This is a genomic window from Belnapia rosea (assembly GCF_900101615.1).
GTDB classification, from domain to species: domain Bacteria; phylum Pseudomonadota; class Alphaproteobacteria; order Acetobacterales; family Acetobacteraceae; genus Belnapia; species Belnapia rosea.
Window position 1 is genome coordinate 1 of record NZ_FMZX01000002.1, and the last position, 16982, is coordinate 16982.

Below are 16982 nucleotides of genomic sequence, written 5' to 3' on the forward strand. Positions count from 1 at the left end.
TCGCATCGAAGATCCGTCGCCATACACCTTTGTCGCTCCATCGGCTGAAGCGGCGGAACACGGAGTTCCACTCGCCGAAGACCTCCGGCAGGTCGCGCCATGGCGCGCCCGTGCGCACGATCCACAACACGCCTTCAACAAACATGCGGTTGTCCCGCCCGGTCGAGCCCTTCTGGTCAGGCCGGCCGATGATCAGCGGCGCCATCCGCTCCCACGCCGTGTCGCTCAACACCAACCGATCCAGAACGCCCAAGACCGCCTCCAGAAAGGCAGCCTCTAATCACACCATGGCCGTCTCGGGAAGCCTTAGAGTCCACAGAACCTAGTCCGGCTTCACCCCCGCCCCCTCGACCACCCGGCGCCAGCGCGCCAATTCGCCGCTGACGAGGGCCGTGTATTCAGCGGGCCCCATCCGCCCCGGCACCACGCCGAGGCCGGCGAAGCGTTCCCGCACCCGGCCATCGGCCAGCGCTTCCTCGATCGCCGCCCGCCAGCGCTCGACGACCGTGGCCGGGATCCCGGCGGCGATGGAGAAGCCGAACCAGTTGGTGCTCTGCACCGCCGGGAAGCCCGCCTCGGCGAAGCTCGGCACCTCGGGCAGGGAGGCATCGCGCCCTGCCTCGCTGGTGCCGAGCGCCCGCAGCCGCCCGGCGCGGAGATGCGGCAGGGCGATGGGCAGGCTCTCCATCACCGCCGGGATCTGCCCGCCCATCGCATCGGCCAGCGCCGGGGCGGAGCCGCGATAGGGCACATGCGTCAGCTCGACCCCGGCGGCGCGGGCCAGCAACACGCCGGTCAGATGGTTCATCGTGCCGTTGCCGCCGGTGCCGAAGGCGATGCCGCCCTGCCGGCCCTTCGCCAGCGCGACGAATTCGCCGAGATTCTGCGCCGGCACTCCGGGATTGACGACGAGCACGCTCGGGAAGGTGCCGACCAGCGCCACATGGGTGAAATCCCCGAGCGGGTCATAGGGCACGGAGGGGTAGAGCACCGGGCCGATGCCATGCGAGGCGGCGCTCGACATCATCACGATATGCGCGTCGCCCCGCGCCTTGGCGAGGAGGTCGGCGCCGACCATCCCGCCCGCGCCCGGCCGGTTCTCGACCACGATAGGCTGGCCGAGCCTGGTGCCGATCTGCTCGGCGAGGATGCGCGAGAGCGTGTCCGCCGCGCCGCCGGGCGGGAAATTGACGATCCAGCGGATCGGTCGCTCCGGCCAGTTGCCCTGCGCCTGGGCAGTGCGGAGGGTGCCGATGACGGCGGGCAGGGCAAGCAGGGCGCGGCGAGGGGCAGGCATGGCGGAATCCCGGCAGGGTCCCGCCGGGCTTAGCCAATCCCGTGCCAACGCCTCAACCCGGCGCATCGCAGAGATAGCCCCGCACATGGTAGGGCTGCGCGGCGATGGCGGGGCAGAAGCTCGCCACCACCGGCTCCAGCCTGAGATACAGCTCGTGCCATTCGGCGTTCAGCGCCTCGAGCCGCGCCCGCGCCGCCTCCGCCTCGCGGGCAAGCCGCGCCAGGTCGAGCGTGGTGTGCCGCCCGTCCTTGAAGATGAACCGCCCGCCGGTCATCACATGCCGCACGCCGCCGCCATCCTCGGTATGGACGATCTGGTTGGTGGACCAGTTGTGCGGCACCCAGTTGATGCTGCCGAGGTCGAGGAAGACGATATCCGCCTTGTAGCCCGGCGCGATCAGGCCGAGATCCTTGAAGCCCAGCGCCCGCGCCGAGCCGATGGTCGCCGCCCGGTAGACCTCGTCGCTGGTCGCCCAGTGATGCGGGTCCGGCGTCCGCACCTTCGACAGCATGGAGGCGTAGCGCATCGCCTCGTACATGTTCTGGTTGTCGGCACAGCTCGCCCCGTCGGTGCCGATGCCGACATTGCAGCCGGCATCGAGCGCCTGGCGCAGCCGGAACATGCCATTGCCGAGCCGCATGTTGCTGCCCGGGTTGTGCGCGATGGAGGCGCCGTGGTCCGCCATCCGCCTGAGGTCGTCATCGTCGAGCCAGACGGCATGCGCCGCGGTGAAGTCGGGGCCCAGCAGGCCGAGCGCGTCGAGATGCGCCACCAGCGTCTTCCCGTACTTCTTGCGGCCGACCACCGCCTGCACCTTGCTCTCGCCGACATGGCTGTGCAGGCCGACGCCATGCTCCCGCGCCAGCCGCGCGCAGCCGCACATGAACTCATCCGCGCAATGCAGCGGGATGGTCGGCGCGACGGCGGGCAGGATGTCCTGCCCCGACCAGCGCCAATGCTTCAGCACATCGCCGATGGCACCCAGCGTCTGCTCGAAGGGCATCAGCCTCAGCCGCGCCACCTGGGCCTGCAGCGCATCCGGCAGCGCGTCCATCAGCCCGGGGATGGCCTCGTACATGGTGCGGTCGGCGACCATGGGCGCGATCACCGCCCGCATTCCCGCCTCGGCATAGGCGGAGGCCGCCGCGTCGAGCCCGTCGCGCGAGGGCAGGGGGAATTCGTAGTAGAGGTCGTAGGCCGCGGTGCAGCCCTTCGCCACCATCTCGGCGGCGCAGATCAGGGTGGTGAGCTTCTTGTCCTCGGTGGAGCGGCCGCCGCCGATCCAGGGCGCCGCGGCCAGCAGCAGCTCCAGCGTCCACTTGTCGCCCATGCCCTTGGCAAGGCCGGTATGGCCATGGGTGTGGGCGTTGATGAGGCCGGGATGCATCAGCAGCCCCGTGGCGTCGAAGACGGGCGTGCCCTCCGGCGCCGTGAGCCCGGTGCCGACCGAATGGATCACCCCATCCTCGACCAGCACATCCGCCGGCTCGCCCCGCCGCTTCGACGGATCGGCGAGAAGGGCGCCGCGAACCAGTAGAAAACCTTTCTCGCTGATGGCCATGCGGCCCCCCTCTAGCTCGATGCCGGCGGCGTCGCCGCGCCGCTCGACCATGGAAACAGGATGCGCTCGGCGAGCGTCACCGCCTGGAACAGCAGGATGCCCATGATGGCGAGGATCACCACCGCCCCGAAGGCGAGCGGCGTGCGGAAGAAGGCCATCGAGGTCTGGATCAGGTAGCCGAGCCCCGCATCGGCGCCGACGAACTCGGCGACGACCGCCCCGACCACCGCCAGCGCCGCCGCCACCTTCAGCCCGCCGAAGACGAAGGGCACGGCGAAGGGCAGGCGGATGCGCAGCAGCTCCTGCACCCGCCCCGCCCGGCAGGCGCGGCCGAGCTCGATCAGCTCCGGCGGCGTCGCCAGCAGCCCGGCCACGGTGCCGACCACCAGCGGGAAGAAGGCGACGAGGAAGGTGACGATCACCCGTGGCAGCTCGTTGGCGCCGAGCGCCACGATCAGGATCGGCGCCAGCGCCACCTTCGGGATCGACTGGGTGATGACGAGGATCGGGTAGATCGCCGCCGAGATGGTGGGCGAGGCGGCGATCAGCATGGCCAGCGGCAGCGAGACCGCGACCGAGGCGGCGAAGCCGAGCAGCACGGTCACCAGCGTCGCCCAGGTATGGTTCAGCACGCTCGGCCAGGAGAGCAGCGTCTCGGCCAGGATGAGGCTCGGCATGGGCAGGATGAAGGGGCGGATGCCGAAGCCCCGGCACATCGCCTCCCAGCCGAGGAACAGCACCAGGACGGCGATGATCGAGGGCAGGCTACGCCGCATGCGCCGCCCTCCCGCCATAGATCAGCGCCCGGATGCGCCGCGCCGCCGCCTGGAAGGCGGGCAGCCCTTCCTGCTCGAAGCCGCGCGGCCGCGGCAGCTCCACGGGGATGATCTCGGCGATCCGCCCCGGCCGCGGCGACATCACCACCACCCGGTCGGCGAGCAGCACGGCTTCGGGGATGGAGTGGGTCACGAACACCACCGCCATCTCGCGCCCCTGCCAGATGCGCAGCAGCTCGAGCGACATCTCCTCCCGCGTCAGCGCATCCAGCGCGCCGAAGGGTTCGTCCATCAGCAGCACCCTGGGGTCCTGCAGCAGCGCCCGGCAGATGGCGACGCGCTGCTGCATGCCGCCCGACAGCTCCCGCGGCAGGCGGTGCTCGAAGCCGGCGAGCCCGGCCGTCGCCAGCAGCGCCCGCGCCCGCGCCTCGGTATCCCCGCCCGCCCGGCGCATCAGCCGCAGCGGGAAGGTGACGTTGCGCAGCACATCGGCCCAGGGCAGCAGCGTCGCCGCCTGGAACACCATCGCCGTCTCCGCCCGCGGCTCCGTCACCGGGCGCCCGTCGAGCGCCACATGCCCCGCGCTCGGCCTGACCAGCCCGGCGACCAGCCGCAGCAAGGTCGACTTGCCGCAGCCCGAGGCGCCGACGATGGCGACGAACTCCCCGGGCGCGACCTCGAGCGAGACGTCCTGCAGCGCCTCGACGCTGCCGAAGCTCTTGGTGACGCGATCGAGGCGGATCACGGCAGCAGGCTGGTGTTGATCGCCCCGGCCGGATCCCAATTCGGGTCGAGCTGCAGGCTCTCGGCCACCACCTTCCAGGTCGTCGCCAGCCGCTCCGGCTGGAAGCGCCCGAGCCCGGTCTCGCGCGCATGGTCGGTGAAGACGAAGCTCATCACCGCCCGCAGCGAGCCCTCGCAGTCATCCTGCGCCACCTCCGGGTTGCGGGCGACATGCAGCTTGCAGGCCTCGGCCTGGTTGTCGCGCGACCATTCCAGGCTCCTCTGCAAGCCCACCAGGAAGCGCCGGACCAGGTCCGGGTTCTTCTGGATCATCTCGTCGGTCACGGCGATCGAGGCGGCATAGATGGCGAAGCCGGTCTCGACGAAAGGCAGCACCACGATCTCCTCGCCCGCCGCCAACGCCGCCTTGTTCGTGTAGTAGTGGTGGATGGAATAGAAGGGCGCCGCATCCACCCGCTTGCTGATGAGCAGCGCCGCCATGGCCGAGGCGTCGGTGTTCACCCAGGTGATGCGGTCCGGGTTGGTGCCCGCCCGCCGCGCCACCTCGGGGAAGTAGAGGCGGTGGCTGTTGCCCGGCGTCACCGCGATCCGCCGGCCCTCGAGCCCGCGGAAGTCGGTGATGCCTCTGCTCCGCAGCACGAAGAGCGAATGCGGCGAATGGGTGTAGATCGCCGAGACGGCGCGCACCGGGACGTTCTGGCGGGCGCGGGCCGCCAGCACGGCGCCGAGATCGGCCACGCCGAACTGCGCCGCGCCGGCCGCCAGCTTGTTCACCGTGTCGCCCGAGCCGTAGCCGCGCGTGAGCGACAGCTCGATGCCCTGCTCGCGCCAGAAGCCACGCGTGGCGCCGGCGAAATAGGCGGCATGCTCCCCGGTCGGGATCCAGTCGAGCTGCAGCAGGGCGCGGTCTTGTGCGTGCGCGGGGGCGACGGCGAGCATGAGCGCGCACAGCCCGGCCGCGATGGTCCTGAGCACCATCGGCGTCTCCAGATATATGTGTGGCCGCGCGGCGAGGCTTTCCACGCGGAATGAGACGAGGTTTCCGCCCCGGGCGCAAGCCGTCAGGCGGCCAGGTAGCCTCCATCGACATGCAACTCGGCCCCGGTGACGTAGGAGGCCTCGTCCGAGGCGAGGAACAGGATGGCCCGCGCCACCTCGTCCACCTCGCCCGAGCGGGCCATCGGCACATGCCCCAGCATCTTCGCCCGGAAGACCGGGTCGGCCGTCGCGCCCGAGGTCCGCATCGGCGGCATCAGCCCGGGATGGACGGTGTTCACCCGGATCTTCGCTGCGCCCTCCTGCACCGCGACCGACTTGGTCAGCAGCCGCACCGCCGCCTTCGAGGCGTTGTAGGCGCAGTGGATGCGCTCCTGCCCCACATTGCCCGAGATCGAGGAGAGGTTGACGATCGAGCCGCCGCCCCGGGCCCGCATCGCCGCCACGGCGTGCTTCACCCCGAGGAAGGTGCCACGGGCGTTCACCGCCATGATCCGGTCCCAGAGGGCCGTATCGTAGAGGTTGTTGGTCGCGCTGCCCGAGATGCCGGCATTGTTGACCAGGATGTCGAGCCCGCCCCAGGCCGTGGTGACATCGGCCAGCGCCGCCTCCCACTCCGCCTCCTCCGCCACGTCGAGCCGGATGAAGCGGGCGGTGCCGCCGGCCGCCGCGATGGCGTCGACGACCGCCGCGCCCTCCGCCTCCAGCAGGTCGGCGACCGCGACCTTGGCCCCCTCGGCGGCCATCAGCCGGGCGGTCGCCGCCCCCATGCCCGAGGCGGCACCCGTGACGAGGGCAATCTTGTTGGCGAGGCGCATCGGCCTTCCTCCCGTGGTTGTTCGGGCGAGCCTCGCGCAAGCGCGGCCTTGACGCCACCCCCCGGCGCGGGGCATATCGCCCCACCTTCCACACCACCCGCGCCCGGGAACCATCCCGCGCGCCCCTAACGCTTGGGATTTTCACCATGGCCCGCCGCTGCGGCATCACCGGCAAGGGCGTCCTGACGGGTAACAACGTCAGCCACGCCAACAACAAGACGCGGCGTCGCTTCCTGCCGAACCTGCAGGAGACGTCCTTCTTCTCGGACGTCCTGGCCGCCAGCATCCAGCTGCGCCTGACGACCAACGGCATCCGCACCATCGAGCACAATGGCGGCCTCGATGCCTTCCTCATCACCACGCCGAACCGGAACCTGCCGGACGAGGCCCAGGTGCTGAAGCGGCGCATCCTCCGCGCCCAGGCGAAGAAGGCCGGCGCCGCGGCCTGAGCCGCCGCCCAGGCTTTTGGTAGCCAGCCTTTCGGTAGGGAGCCGGGCGAGAGCCCGGCTTTTTGCGTTCGGGCCGCCGCCGCGCCCCCGGCTTGCCGAAACCCGGTATCCTCCTATCATCCGCCGGAATTGCGGGAGGAACCAACCATGTCCAGCCTGGCGGATGCCGTGCGGGCCGCGAGCCCGGCCGCCGGCGTGGCCCCGTTGTTCGATCCGGGAAATTTCCGCATCCCCGCCGGCATCACCCATGTCTGCGCCGGGGGCGAGACCGCCTTCCTCCATCGCCATGACGCCGCGCTCGCCCGCTACGCGGCGGACAAGAGCCGCGGCCCCCATGGCCGCCACGCCCAGGATGCCGAGGTCCTGCGCGCCCGCAGCCTGGTCGCCGCCGCCTGGGGCGTGGAGCGCGCCGATATCGGGCTCGTCGCCAATGTCGCCGAGGGCATGTCCATGCTGGTCGAGAGCCTCGACTGGCGGCCGGGCGACAACATGGTCGTCGACCCGGACGAGTACCCCTCCCTCGTCGCCCCCGTCGCCCTGCAGCGTCACCCGCATATCGCCATCCGCCATGCCCGCGCCAACGACGCCGAGGCGCTCGCCGCCGTGGTGACGGAGCGGACGCGGATGATCGCCGTCTCCCATGTCTCCTATCTGACAGGGGAGCGCTATGACCTCGCCGCCCTCCGCCGCGTGGCGGACCGGGTCGGCGCCCTGCTGGTGGTGGATCACACCCAGGCCGCCGGCTACCTGCCGATCGACCCGCGCATCGCCGATTTCGCCTTCGCCGCCACCTACAAATGGCTGCTCGGCATGACCGGCACCGCCGTCGCCTACTGGAACCGCGCCCGCCAGCCGGATTGGGCGCCGAGCACCGCCGGCTGGCATTCCATCGACGACACCGGCCGGCCCGACTACGCCGCCGGGCTGCGGCTGGTGCCGGATGCCATGCGCTTCGCCCGCGGCAACCCGGCGCATGGCGCGGTCTATGTGCTGGCCGAGGCGCTCGACTATCTCGGCCGCCACCCGCCCGGCGCGGTGCTCGCGCATGTGCAGGGCCTGACCGCGGCTTTGCACGACCGGCTGCGGGCCGAGGGCATCCCGAGCACCACCCCGCGCGAGCCCTCCCGCCACGGTGCCAGCGTCTGCATCGCCTGCCCCGGCGCCGCCGCGCTGACCGAGGCGCTGGTGCAGCGCGGCGTCTGGGCCTGGAACGGCCGCGGCCGCATCCGCTTCAGCTTCCACGGCTATAATTCGCTGGCGGATGTGGACCGGATCATGGCCGCGCTCCGGGCCGAATGGCGGCCCTGACCCCCGAAGGAGGCTCGTCATGGAATTGAGCAAGGAGTTGCAGGCCTGGGTCGGCCGCCAGCGGGTCGTCGAGGAGGATGTCAGCCTCGGCACCGCACGTCGCGTCGCCGGGATGCTGGACATGGACCCGGCCGGCTTCCGCCCGGGCGACGCGCTGCCGCCGCACTGGTTCGTCTTCTTCTGTAACGAGGCGCCGCTCCAGGCCGATATCGGCCCGGACGGCCACCCCAACCCCGGCGTCGTCCTGCCGCCCATCCCGCTGCCGCGCCGCATGGGCGCCGGCCGCCGCGTCACCATGCCGGGCACGCTGCGGATCGGCGACATGGCGGAGCGCACCGCCGAGGTCGCCGCCATCCTGCCGAAGCAGGCCCGCACCGGCTTCATCACCGTGCTCACCATGCGCCACACCTACCGCGTCGCCGGCCAGGTGGTGGCCGAGGAGGAGTTCGACGCCGTCTACCGCGAGGCGCCGAAGCCCGGCGAGGCAAGCCCGGTCGCGCCGCCCGCCCCTGCGCCCACCGACGCCGCCTGGCGCGTCGAGGCGCATCTCAGCCCGCCGCTCGTCTTCCGCTACTCGGCGCTGACCTGGAACGCCCATCGCATCCACTACGATGCCGACTATGCCCGCGGCGAGGAGGGCTACCCCGCCACCGTGCAGAATGGCGGGCTGACCATGCAGCTCCTGCTCGAGGCGGCCGTCGCCCATACGCCCGGCCGCCTCGCCGGCTTCTCCGCCCGGCTGACCCGGCCGATCTATGTCGGCGACACCATCACCCTCTGCGGCCGGGCCCCGGACGGAGGAAAAGCGGCGACCTGGGTGCAGGACCGCGACGGCAACCTCTGCGGCCAGCTCGACTGCGAGTTCCAGGGATGACCGGCGGGCCGCTGGAGGGGGTGAGGGTCATCGACCTCACCACCGTGGTGGTCGGCCCCATCTGCACCCGCACCCTCGGCGACCAGGGCGCCGAGGTCATCAAGGTGGAGGCGCCGGGCGGTGACATCCTCCGCTACCTCGCCGCCGGCAGCCGCTCGCCCGCCATGTCAGGCAAGTTCATCAACTTCAACCGCAACAAGCGCAGCATCGTCCTCGACATCAAGCAGGCGGAGGGGCTCGCGGCGCTGAAGCGGCTGATCGCCGGCGCCGATGTCTTCGTCTCCAATGTCCGCCCCGCGGCCCTGGCCCGCGCCGGGCTCGACCATGCCTCGCTCGCGCCCGCCAACCCGCGCCTGATCCATTGCGGCATCGTCGCCTTCGGGACGGAGGGCCGCTATGCCGGCCGCCCGGCCTATGACCCGGTGATCCAGTCCCTCTCCGGCGTCGCCGGCACCTTCGAGCGCGCCACCGGCGAGCCGCGCTTCGTGCCCATGGTGATGACCGACCACATCACCGGCCTGGTCGCCGCCCAGAGCATCGGCTTCGCCCTGTTCAGGCGGGAGAAGACGGGGCAGGGCGAGGCGATCGAGGTGCCGATGTTCGAGACCATGGCAAGCTTCGTCACCAGCGAGCATCTCGGCGCCGCCACCTTCGACCCGCCCGAGGGGCCGAGCGGCGATGCCCGGTTGCTCTCCCCCGACTACCGCCCGCTGCCGACGAGCGACGGCTTCATCACCATCCGCCCGAACGACAACCGCCAGGCCTTCGCCTTCTTCGACGCCATCGGCCAACCGGAGCTGAAGGCGGACCCGCGCTTCGCCACGCCGATCAGCCGCACCGAGCACGCCGCCGACTACTTCACCATCCAGGTCGAGGCGCTGGCGCGGCGGAGCACGGCGGAATGGCTCGAGATCTTCGCCGCCGCCGATGTGCCGGCCGCCCGCTACAACTCGATCGACGACCTGCTGGACGACCCGCATCTCGGCGATGTCGGCTTCTGGCAGGCGGACGAGCACCCGACCGAGGGCCGCATCCGCCGCACCCGCACCCCCGTCACCTTCCGGGGCGGCATGCGGGAGGAGGTGCTGCCCGCCCCGCGCCTGGGCGCCCATACCCGCGCGATCCTGGCGGAGGCCGGCTACGCCCCCGCCGAGATCGAGGCCATGCTGCAATCCGGCGCTGCCGCCTGAGGCGGCCGGCCCGGGCTGTCCCATCAAGGAGTCCCCGATGACCGTGCCGAACTGGCGCTCCCTCCTCTTCGTCCCCACCACCGCCGAGCGCTTCGTCGCCAAGGCCCATACCCGCGGTGCCGATGTCATCATCCTCGACCTCGAGGACAGCATTCCCCCGGCCGAGAAGGAGGCCGCCCGCGCCGCGCTTGCCGGTGCCGCCGCCGCGCTGCATGCGGAGGGCCAAGCACTCGCCATCCGCATCAACCGCCCGCTGGAGCTGGCCATCCCCGATATCGCCGCCGCCATCCGCCCCGAGGTCGCGGCGCTGATGCTGCCCAAGGTGATGGGGGCGGAGCATGTGCGGCTGCTCTCCGAGGTGGTCGCGGCGCGGGAGGCGGCGCTCGGCCTGCCCACCGGCCATACCCGCTTCATCGGCATCGTCGAGACGCCCCAGGCCCTGCCGAACCTCGCCGCCATCGCCCTGGCCGACCCGCGCATGGCCGCGCTCGGCCTCGGCTCCGAGGATCTGTCGACCGAGCTGGAGGCGGTGCCGGGCGCCGACATGCTCTACCCCTTCGGCATGATGGTGGTGGCCGCCGCCCGCGGTGCCGGCATCCTCCCCCTCGGCTCCATCGGCGCCTTCGCCGATTTCCGCGACCTCGAGGGCTACCGCGCCAGCCTGCGCCGCTCCCGCCAGCTCGGCTTCGCCTGCACTGCCTGCATCCATCCGGCGCATGTGCCCATCATCAACGAGGAATACGGCGTCCCGCCCGCCGAGGCCGACCGCGCCCGCCGCCTGATCGAGACCTTCGAGGCGGCGCTGGCGGAAGGGCAGGGAGCCGTCGCCTTCGAGGGGGCGATGATCGACCTGCCCGTGGTCGAGCGCGCGCGCCGGCTGCTGGCCCGGGCCCGCTAGAAGGTTTCACTTGAAACCAATGGGGCCGAGGTGCAGGTAGGCGCCCAGCAGGAGGGAGACTGTCCATGAACGCCATCGCGCCCCCGGTGCAGCAGGAGCTCGCCACCCTCTCCGGCTTCGGCAATGAATTCGCCACCGAGGCCCTGCCGGGCGCCCTGCCGCCCGGCCGCAACTCGCCCCAGCGGGTGCCCTACGGCCTCTATGCCGAGCAGTTCAGCGGCACCGCCTTCACCGTCCCCCGCCATGAGGCGCGGCGGACCTGGCTCTACCGCATCCGTCCCTCTGCCGGGCACCGCGCCTTCCGCCCGATCGAGCAGGGCCTGCTCTGCGGCCCGCTCGCCCCGCCCAACCCGAACCGCCTCCGCTGGGACCCGCTGCCGATCCCCGAGGGCCCGACCGATTTCGTCGCCGGCCTCGCCACCATCGGCGCCAATGCGCCGGGCGAGGCGCTCTCCGGCGTCACCATCCATCTCTACCGCGCCAACCAGCCCATGCAGCGCGTCTTCATGGACAGCGATGGCGAGCTGCTGCTCATCCCGCAGCAGGGCCGCCTGCTGCTGGCGACGGAATGCGGCCGCCTGCTCGTCGCCCCCGGCCAGATCGCCGTCATCCCCTGCGGGATGAAATTCCGCGTCGAGCTGCCGGATGGCCCCGTGCGCGGCTATGTCGCCGAGAACCATGGCGCGCCGCTGCGCCTGCCCGATCTCGGCCCCATCGGCGCCAATGGCCTCGCCAACCCGCGCGACTTCCTCTCGCCGGTCGCCTGGTACGAGGAGCGCGATGAGCCGACCGAGCTGGTGCAGAAATACTGCGGCACGCTCTGGGCGACCACGCTCGGCCACTCGCCGCTCGATGTCGTCGCCTGGCACGGCAACAACGTGCCCTACCTCTACGACACGGCGCATTTCAACACGATCAACACCGTCAGCTTCGACCATCCGGACCCGTCGATCTTCACCGTGCTGACCAGCCCGACCACGGCGCCGGGCGTCGCCAACATGGATTTCGTCATCTTCCCGCCACGCTGGATGGTCGCCGAGGACACCTTCCGGCCGCCCTGGTTCCACCGCAACGTCATGAACGAGTGCATGGGGCTGGTGCAGGGCGTCTATGACGCGAAGGCGGAGGGCTTCCTGCCCGGCGGCGTCTCGCTGCATCCGCGCCTCTCCGCCCATGGCCCCGATGCGGCGACGACCGAGCGGGCCATCGCCGCCGAGCTCAAGCCGCACAAGATCGGCGGCACGCTCGCCTTCATGGTCGAGACCAGCCAGGTGATCCGCCCGAGCGCCTTCGCCATGGCCTGCCCGCAGCTCCAGCCCGGCTACGACGCCTGCTGGGACGGCCTGCCGAAGACCTTCACGGGACCGCGCTGATGGATGCGACGCATGACCCGCGGCTGACGAGCTTCGTCGCCTCCGCGAACGGCCACCCGGACTTCCCGATCCAGAACCTGCCGCTCGGCGTCTTCTCCACGGCAGGCGGCAGGCCGCGCGGCGGCGTCGCCATCGGCGACATGATCCTCGACGTCGCCCCGGTCGCCACGCTGCTGCCCGCCGCCGCGCGCGCGGCCGCCGAGGCCATGGCGACGGATCATCTGAACGCGCTCTTCGCCCTCGGCGCCACGGCACGTCGTGCGCTCCGCGCCGGGATCTCCGCGCTGCTCGCCACCGACAGCGCCAGGGCGGAGCAGCTCCGCCCGCATCTTCACCCCGCCTCGGCCTGCACGCTGCATCTGCCCGCGCGCATCGGCGACTACACGGATTTCTACGCCGGCATCCATCATGCGGCCAATGCGGGCACGCTCTTCCGCCCCGACAACCCGCTGCTGCCGAACTACAAATACGTCCCCGTCGGCTATCACGGCCGCGCTTCCTCCGTCCGCGCCTCGGGCAGCAATGTCCGCCGCCCGAAGGGCCAGCGCAAGCCGGCGGACGAGGCGGCCCCAAGCTTCGGTCCCTGCCGCAACCTCGACTACGAGATGGAGCTCGGCATCTGGATCGGCGGCGGCAACGCGCTCGGTGAGTCCGTCCCCATTGCCGAGGCGGGCGGGATGATCGCCGGCTACGGCCTGCTGAACGACTGGTCGGCGCGCGACATCCAGGGCTGGGAGGCACAGCCCCTGGGGCCGTTCCTGGCCAAGAATTTCCATACCTCCATCAGCCCCTGGATCATCACGCCGGAGGCGCTGGAGCCCTTCCGCATCGCCCAGCCGCCCCGACCGGAGGGCGACCCGCGCCCGATGGACTATCTCTGGGACGAGGCCGACCAGGCGCGCGGCGCCATCGACCTCGCCGTCGAGGTCCTGCTGCAGACGCCGCGCGGCGGCCCCTTCCGCCTCTCGCTCAGCAACACGAACTTCCTCTACTGGACGCCGGCGCAGATGGTCGCGCACCACACGGTCGGCGGCTGCAACCTCTCGCCCGGCGACCTCCTCGGCAGCGGCACCATCTCCTCCCCGAGCGAGGATGGCTTCGGCGCCCTGCTCGAGATCACCCGGGGTGGCCGTAAGCCCGCTACCCTGCCGAATGGCGAGGAGCGCCGCTTCCTGGAGGATGGCGACACGGTGATCTTCCGCGCCCGGGCGGCGCGCGACGGTGCCGTGCCCATCGGCTTCGGCGAGTGCCGCGGCACGATCCTACCTGCCACGTAATCGCGCCGCCTCATCCTCTGCCGCATCGTCCCCGTGCCGGCGGGACCTCCCCGCCGCCGCAAGGGAGTGACGGAGATGAGCGAGCACGACAGGCTGATCGACACCTACATCGCCTGCTGGAACGAGGCGGATGCCGCGCGCCGGGCCGGCCTGGCCGCCGAGGCCTTCGTCGAGGGCGCGACCTACACCGACCCGCTGATGGAAGGTCGTGGTCCCGACGGCATCGCCGCCATGATCGGCGCGGCGAGGGCGCATTTCCCCGGCCACCGCTTCAGCCGCCGCGGGGGCGTCGATGCGCACCACAACCTGCTGCGCTTCGCCTGGGAGCTGGCGGCCGAGGGTCAGGCACCCGTCGCCGCCGGCACCGATGTGGCGGAACTCACCGCCGATGGCCGCTTCGCCCGCGTCATCGGCTTCATCGACCTCGCGCCGGGGGCCTGAGCCATGACGATGATCACCCCCTCCACCTTCCTCCGCCGCGCCCTGCTGCTGGATGCGGCGTGCTGCCTGCTGCTCGGCCTGCTGATGGCCGTCTGCGCCGCGCCGCTCGGCTGGTGGTTCCACCTGCCGCTGGCCCTGTTGCGGGAGGCGGGCCTCTTCCTGCTGGCCTTCGGCGTGCTGCTCGCCTGGCTCGGCACGAGGGCGGTGCTGCCGCGCTGGGCGGTGCTCGGCGTCATCGCCGGCAATGCGCTCTGGGCCATCGACAGCGTGCTGCTGCTGCTGCCGGGCTGGATCGCGCCGAACATGCTGGGCGGCGCCTTCATCCTGGCCCAGGCCATCGCCACCGCGCTGATCGCCGAGCTGGAATATGCCGGGCTCCGGCGCTCCGCGACGGCGGCCATGGCCTGAGCCGCGCCCGGCTCAGCGCTTGTATCCCCCATCCGCCCCGGCGGGCGGATAGGGGTTGGCGCCAGGGATGACCAGTGGCGGTGCATAGGTCATGGGCGGGGGAGGGGCCGCATAGGCCGGTGGCCCCCAATACCCATAGCCACGCGAATAGGCGCGTGGCCCGCCGTAATACCCGCCATGAGGCCGGGCATAGGGGCCATATCCCCCGCGATAGCCATATCCGCCATGGCCATATCCGCCGTAGCGGCCATCACGGGCCGAGGCGTCCCCCGGCCCCAGCGCCAGGGCAATGGCCAGCCCGGCCGCGAGCAACGCGAAGCGCCTGGACATCCCCTGGCTCCTTGTGCTCCGGCCCTATTCGTAGACGAGGGAGAGCGTCTCCGCGACCAGTGCCGGACGGCTGCTGCCCTCGACCTCCACCGTCGATTCCATGGTCAGCCGTGCCCCGCCCTCGATCGGGTCGATGGCCTTCAGCGTCAGATGCCCGCGCACCCGCGAGCCGGCCGGCACCGGCGCCGTGAAGCGCACCTTGTTCGAGCCGTAATTCACCCCCCGGCTCCGCTTCTTGACGCGGAAGATGCCCTGGTTGAGCCGCGGCAGCAGGGACAGGGTGAGATAGCCATGGGCGATGGTCTTGCCGCCCGGCATCTCCCGCCGCGCCCGCTCGACATCGATGTGGATCCACTGGTGGTCGCCCGTCGCCTCGGCGAATTGGTCGATCATCTTCTGGTCGACGGTGATCCAGTCGCTGCTGCCGAGGCTCTTGCCGATATGGGCATGCAGCGCCTCGATGGTCTCCACTTCCAGCATATGGTTTCTCTCCCTTGGGCCGTGACTCACGCGAAAGCGCCATGCCCCGGAACCGGCGCATGGCCCGCCACGGCTGGAATTCCTGGCACACCGGGCTAGGCTTGGCCATAACCCCGGCCTCGGGACGACAGGAGAGACCGCGTGCCGCCCATCTTCCGGGCCATGGCCCTGATGGGCCTCGCCATGCCCGCACTTGCCATGCCCGGCCTTGCAACATCCGCCCTTGCCATGCCTGCCACGGTGCAGCGTGCGGCGGATGCCGTCACCATCGGCGTCGCCGCGCCGGCCACCTCGGTCGATCCGCATTTCTTCAATGCCGCGCCCAATTCGCAGCTCGCCTCGCATGTCTTCTCCCGGCTGATCGAGCGCGACGCCCGGGTGCAGCTGCAGCCCGGCCTGGCCGAGAGCTGGCGCGCCATCGCCCCGACCGTCTGGGAATTCCGCCTGCGCCCCGGCGTCACCTGGCATGACGGCCGCCCCTTCACCGCCGAGGACGTGGCCTTCAGCCTCGCCCGCGCGCCCCATGTGCCGAACAGCCCGGGTGGCTATGGCAGCTTCCTCCGCCTGGTGAAGCAGGTGGAGGTGGTGGGCCCGCTGACCATCCGCCTGCACACCCGGCAGCCGCATGCGCTGCTGCCGACCGAGATCGCCTATATCTCGATCATCGCCCGCCATGCCGCGCAGGGCGCGACGACCGAGGATTTCAACAGCGGCCGCGCGGCCATCGGGACCGGTCCCTACCGCCTGCTTTCCCATTCCCCCAATGACCGCACGGAGCTGGCACGCAACGACACCTTCTTCGGCCCGCGCGAGCCCTGGTCCCGCGTCACCCTCCGCTTCATCGGCCATGACGCCGCCCGCACCGCGGCCCTGCTCGCCGGCGAGGTGGACATGATCGACCAGGTGCCCACTGCCGACCTCGCCCGGCTGCGGGCGGAGCCGCGCGTCGGCCTGTTCGAGATCCAGGGGCTGCGGCTGATCTTCCTCCAGGCGGATTTCTCGCATGACGGGGCGATGCCCTTCGTCACCGACCAGGCCGGCCAGCCCCTGCCGCGGAACCCCTTCCTCGATCTCCGCATCCGCCGCGCGCTGTCGCTGGCCATCGACCGCGAGGTGCTGGCCGAACGGGTGATGGAGGGCGCCGCCCGCCCCGCCGGGCAATGGCTGCCGCCCGGCGTCTATTCCCATGACCCAGACACCCCGGTGCCGCCCTTCGCGCCGGAGCAGGCCCGCCGGCTGCTCGCCGAGGCTGGCTATCCGGATGGCTTCCGCCTCACCCTCCACAGCCCGAACGACCGCTACCCGAACGACGCCCGCACCGCCCAGGCGGTGGCCCGGATGTGGAGCCGCATCGGCATCCGCACCGAGGTGGCGGCGCTGCCCTGGGCCAGCTTCTCCGCCCGCAGCGCCCGGCAGGAATTCGCCGTCCGCCTCTCCGGCTGGGGCAGCAGCACGGGGGAGGCGAGCTATTTCCTCGCCAACGTGCTCGGCACCTACGACCCGGCCGCCCGCCGCGGCGCCGCCAATGCCGGGCGCTACTCCAACCCGGCGCTCGACCTGATGGTCGACCGCGCCGCCGCGATCCTCGACCCCGAGGAACGCGAGCGGTTGCTGCGCGGGGCGGTGCATCTGGCGAGCGAGGAGGTGGCGCTGATCCCGCTGTTCCACCTGGTCAATGCCTGGGCGACCAGGGCCGGTTTGCGTTACGATGCCCGCATGGATGAGCGGAGCCTTGCAACGGGCCTCCGCCGCGCTCAATAGG

Annotated in this window: 19 protein-coding genes; 10 read left to right on the forward strand and 9 right to left on the reverse strand. The window is 71.4% G+C overall.

Going from position 1 to position 16982, the window contains the following annotated elements; all coding sequences use genetic code 11:
- The 7 genes from BLR02_RS06105 to BLR02_RS06135 all read right to left on the reverse strand — a co-directional run.
- A partial coding sequence (locus BLR02_RS06105) for a transposase (protein WP_143018050.1) occupies window positions 1-253 on the reverse strand: 253 nt, incomplete at its 3' end.
- A gap of 69 nt (window positions 254-322) precedes the next feature.
- Window positions 323-1297, reverse strand: coding sequence for a Bug family tripartite tricarboxylate transporter substrate binding protein (locus tag BLR02_RS06110; RefSeq protein WP_090661644.1), 975 nt, complete (start codon window positions 1295-1297; stop codon window positions 323-325).
- A gap of 52 nt (window positions 1298-1349) precedes the next feature.
- Window positions 1350-2909 carry an amidohydrolase family protein gene (locus tag BLR02_RS06115; RefSeq protein ID WP_245704650.1) on the reverse strand — a complete coding sequence of 520 codons (1560 nt, stop codon included), beginning with the start codon at window positions 2907-2909 and terminating at the stop codon, window positions 1350-1352.
- Window positions 2870-3634 carry an ABC transporter permease gene (locus tag BLR02_RS06120; RefSeq protein WP_090564944.1) on the reverse strand — a complete coding sequence of 255 codons (765 nt, stop codon included), beginning with the start codon at window positions 3632-3634 and terminating at the stop codon, window positions 2870-2872. The genes BLR02_RS06115 and BLR02_RS06120 overlap by 40 nt, the downstream gene beginning before the upstream one ends.
- Window positions 3624-4379: an ABC transporter ATP-binding protein gene (locus tag BLR02_RS06125; RefSeq protein ID WP_090564942.1), complete on the reverse strand. Its 756-nt coding sequence runs from the start codon at window positions 4377-4379 to the stop codon at window positions 3624-3626. Before BLR02_RS06125 ends, BLR02_RS06120 begins: the two co-directional genes overlap by 11 nt.
- Window positions 4376-5356 (reverse strand): ABC transporter substrate-binding protein, encoded by a 981-nt coding sequence (locus BLR02_RS06130; protein WP_090564940.1) that lies wholly within the window; start codon window positions 5354-5356, stop codon window positions 4376-4378. Before BLR02_RS06130 ends, BLR02_RS06125 begins: the two co-directional genes overlap by 4 nt.
- An 83-nt stretch (window positions 5357-5439) precedes the next feature.
- On the reverse strand, window positions 5440-6192 hold the full coding sequence (locus tag BLR02_RS06135; RefSeq protein ID WP_090661647.1) for an SDR family NAD(P)-dependent oxidoreductase: 753 nt from the start codon (window positions 6190-6192) through the stop codon (window positions 5440-5442).
- A gap of 146 nt (window positions 6193-6338) precedes the next feature.
- Here BLR02_RS06135 and rpmB point away from each other — a divergent pair, with 146 nt between their 5' ends.
- The 9 genes from rpmB to BLR02_RS06180 all read left to right on the forward strand — a co-directional run bounded on the left by rpmB (window position 6339) and on the right by BLR02_RS06180 (window position 14410).
- On the forward strand, window positions 6339-6641 hold the full coding sequence (gene rpmB / locus BLR02_RS06140) for a 50S ribosomal protein L28 (RefSeq protein WP_090661650.1): 303 nt from the start codon (window positions 6339-6341) through the stop codon (window positions 6639-6641).
- Window positions 6642-6788: 147 nt separating this feature from the next.
- Window positions 6789-7949: an aminotransferase class V-fold PLP-dependent enzyme gene (locus tag BLR02_RS06145; RefSeq protein WP_090564933.1), complete on the forward strand. Its 1161-nt coding sequence runs from the start codon at window positions 6789-6791 to the stop codon at window positions 7947-7949.
- Window positions 7950-7968: 19 nt separating this feature from the next.
- Window positions 7969-8823, forward strand: coding sequence for a hypothetical protein (locus tag BLR02_RS06150; protein WP_090661653.1), 855 nt, complete (start codon window positions 7969-7971; stop codon window positions 8821-8823).
- Window positions 8820-10013: a CaiB/BaiF CoA transferase family protein gene (locus tag BLR02_RS06155; protein WP_090661658.1), complete on the forward strand. Its 1194-nt coding sequence runs from the start codon at window positions 8820-8822 to the stop codon at window positions 10011-10013. Before BLR02_RS06150 ends, BLR02_RS06155 begins: the two co-directional genes overlap by 4 nt.
- A 37-nt stretch (window positions 10014-10050) precedes the next feature.
- Window positions 10051-10911 (forward strand): HpcH/HpaI aldolase/citrate lyase family protein, encoded by an 861-nt coding sequence (locus BLR02_RS06160; RefSeq protein ID WP_090661661.1) that lies wholly within the window; start codon window positions 10051-10053, stop codon window positions 10909-10911.
- Between the two features lie 65 nt (window positions 10912-10976).
- A complete protein-coding gene (gene hmgA, locus BLR02_RS06165; protein ID WP_090661664.1) occupies window positions 10977-12284 on the forward strand; it encodes a homogentisate 1,2-dioxygenase in 1308 nt (435 codons plus the stop codon).
- On the forward strand, window positions 12284-13561 hold the full coding sequence (gene fahA / locus BLR02_RS06170; protein WP_090661667.1) for a fumarylacetoacetase: 1278 nt from the start codon (window positions 12284-12286) through the stop codon (window positions 13559-13561). The genes hmgA and fahA overlap by 1 nt, the downstream gene beginning before the upstream one ends.
- Window positions 13562-13636: 75 nt before the next feature.
- Complete coding sequence (locus BLR02_RS06175; protein ID WP_090564919.1) at window positions 13637-14002, forward strand: nuclear transport factor 2 family protein; 366 nt, start codon at window positions 13637-13639, stop codon at window positions 14000-14002.
- Between the two features lie 3 nt (window positions 14003-14005).
- Window positions 14006-14410, forward strand: coding sequence for a hypothetical protein (locus tag BLR02_RS06180; protein ID WP_218127880.1), 405 nt, complete (start codon window positions 14006-14008; stop codon window positions 14408-14410).
- A gap of 12 nt (window positions 14411-14422) precedes the next feature.
- Here the strand turns inward: BLR02_RS06180 and BLR02_RS06185 are convergent, their stop codons facing one another.
- Complete coding sequence (locus tag BLR02_RS06185) at window positions 14423-14740, reverse strand: hypothetical protein (protein WP_090661670.1); 318 nt, start codon at window positions 14738-14740, stop codon at window positions 14423-14425.
- A 24-nt stretch (window positions 14741-14764) separates the two neighbouring features.
- Entirely contained in the window at window positions 14765-15220 is a 456-nt protein-coding gene (locus BLR02_RS06190; protein WP_090564912.1) for a MaoC family dehydratase, read from the reverse strand.
- A 141-nt stretch (window positions 15221-15361) separates the two neighbouring features.
- Here BLR02_RS06190 and BLR02_RS06195 point away from each other — a divergent pair, with 141 nt between their 5' ends.
- The gene (locus BLR02_RS06195; protein ID WP_342670561.1) at window positions 15362-16981 is read left to right on the forward strand and encodes an ABC transporter substrate-binding protein; all 1620 of its coding nucleotides are present in this window, start codon (window positions 15362-15364) and stop codon (window positions 16979-16981) included.
- Window position 16982: the final 1 nt, after the last annotated feature.

Coding starts and splice junctions, on each gene's coding strand:
- rpmB (WP_090661650.1), top strand. CDS start 6,339: ATGGCCCGCCGCTGCGGCATCACCGGCAAGGGCGTCCTGACGGGTAAC.
- BLR02_RS06160 (WP_090661661.1), top strand. CDS start 10,051: ATGACCGTGCCGAACTGGCGCTCCCTCCTCTTCGTCCCCACCACCGCC.
- BLR02_RS06175 (WP_090564919.1), top strand. CDS start 13,637: ATGAGCGAGCACGACAGGCTGATCGACACCTACATCGCCTGCTGGAAC.
- BLR02_RS06155 (WP_090661658.1), top strand. CDS start 8,820: ATGACCGGCGGGCCGCTGGAGGGGGTGAGGGTCATCGACCTCACCACC.
- BLR02_RS06115 (WP_245704650.1), bottom strand. CDS start 2,909: ATGGTCGAGCGGCGCGGCGACGCCGCCGGCATCGAGCTAGAGGGGGGC.
- BLR02_RS06150 (WP_090661653.1), top strand. CDS start 7,969: ATGGAATTGAGCAAGGAGTTGCAGGCCTGGGTCGGCCGCCAGCGGGTC.
- BLR02_RS06180 (WP_218127880.1), top strand. CDS start 14,006: ATGACGATGATCACCCCCTCCACCTTCCTCCGCCGCGCCCTGCTGCTG.
- BLR02_RS06190 (WP_090564912.1), bottom strand. CDS start 15,220: ATGCTGGAAGTGGAGACCATCGAGGCGCTGCATGCCCATATCGGCAAG.
- BLR02_RS06135 (WP_090661647.1), bottom strand. CDS start 6,192: ATGCGCCTCGCCAACAAGATTGCCCTCGTCACGGGTGCCGCCTCGGGC.
- BLR02_RS06145 (WP_090564933.1), top strand. CDS start 6,789: ATGTCCAGCCTGGCGGATGCCGTGCGGGCCGCGAGCCCGGCCGCCGGC.
- fahA (WP_090661667.1), top strand. CDS start 12,284: ATGGATGCGACGCATGACCCGCGGCTGACGAGCTTCGTCGCCTCCGCG.
- BLR02_RS06130 (WP_090564940.1), bottom strand. CDS start 5,356: ATGGTGCTCAGGACCATCGCGGCCGGGCTGTGCGCGCTCATGCTCGCC.
- BLR02_RS06120 (WP_090564944.1), bottom strand. CDS start 3,634: ATGCGGCGTAGCCTGCCCTCGATCATCGCCGTCCTGGTGCTGTTCCTC.
- BLR02_RS06185 (WP_090661670.1), bottom strand. CDS start 14,740: ATGTCCAGGCGCTTCGCGTTGCTCGCGGCCGGGCTGGCCATTGCCCTG.
- BLR02_RS06110 (WP_090661644.1), bottom strand. CDS start 1,297: ATGCCTGCCCCTCGCCGCGCCCTGCTTGCCCTGCCCGCCGTCATCGGC.
- hmgA (WP_090661664.1), top strand. CDS start 10,977: ATGAACGCCATCGCGCCCCCGGTGCAGCAGGAGCTCGCCACCCTCTCC.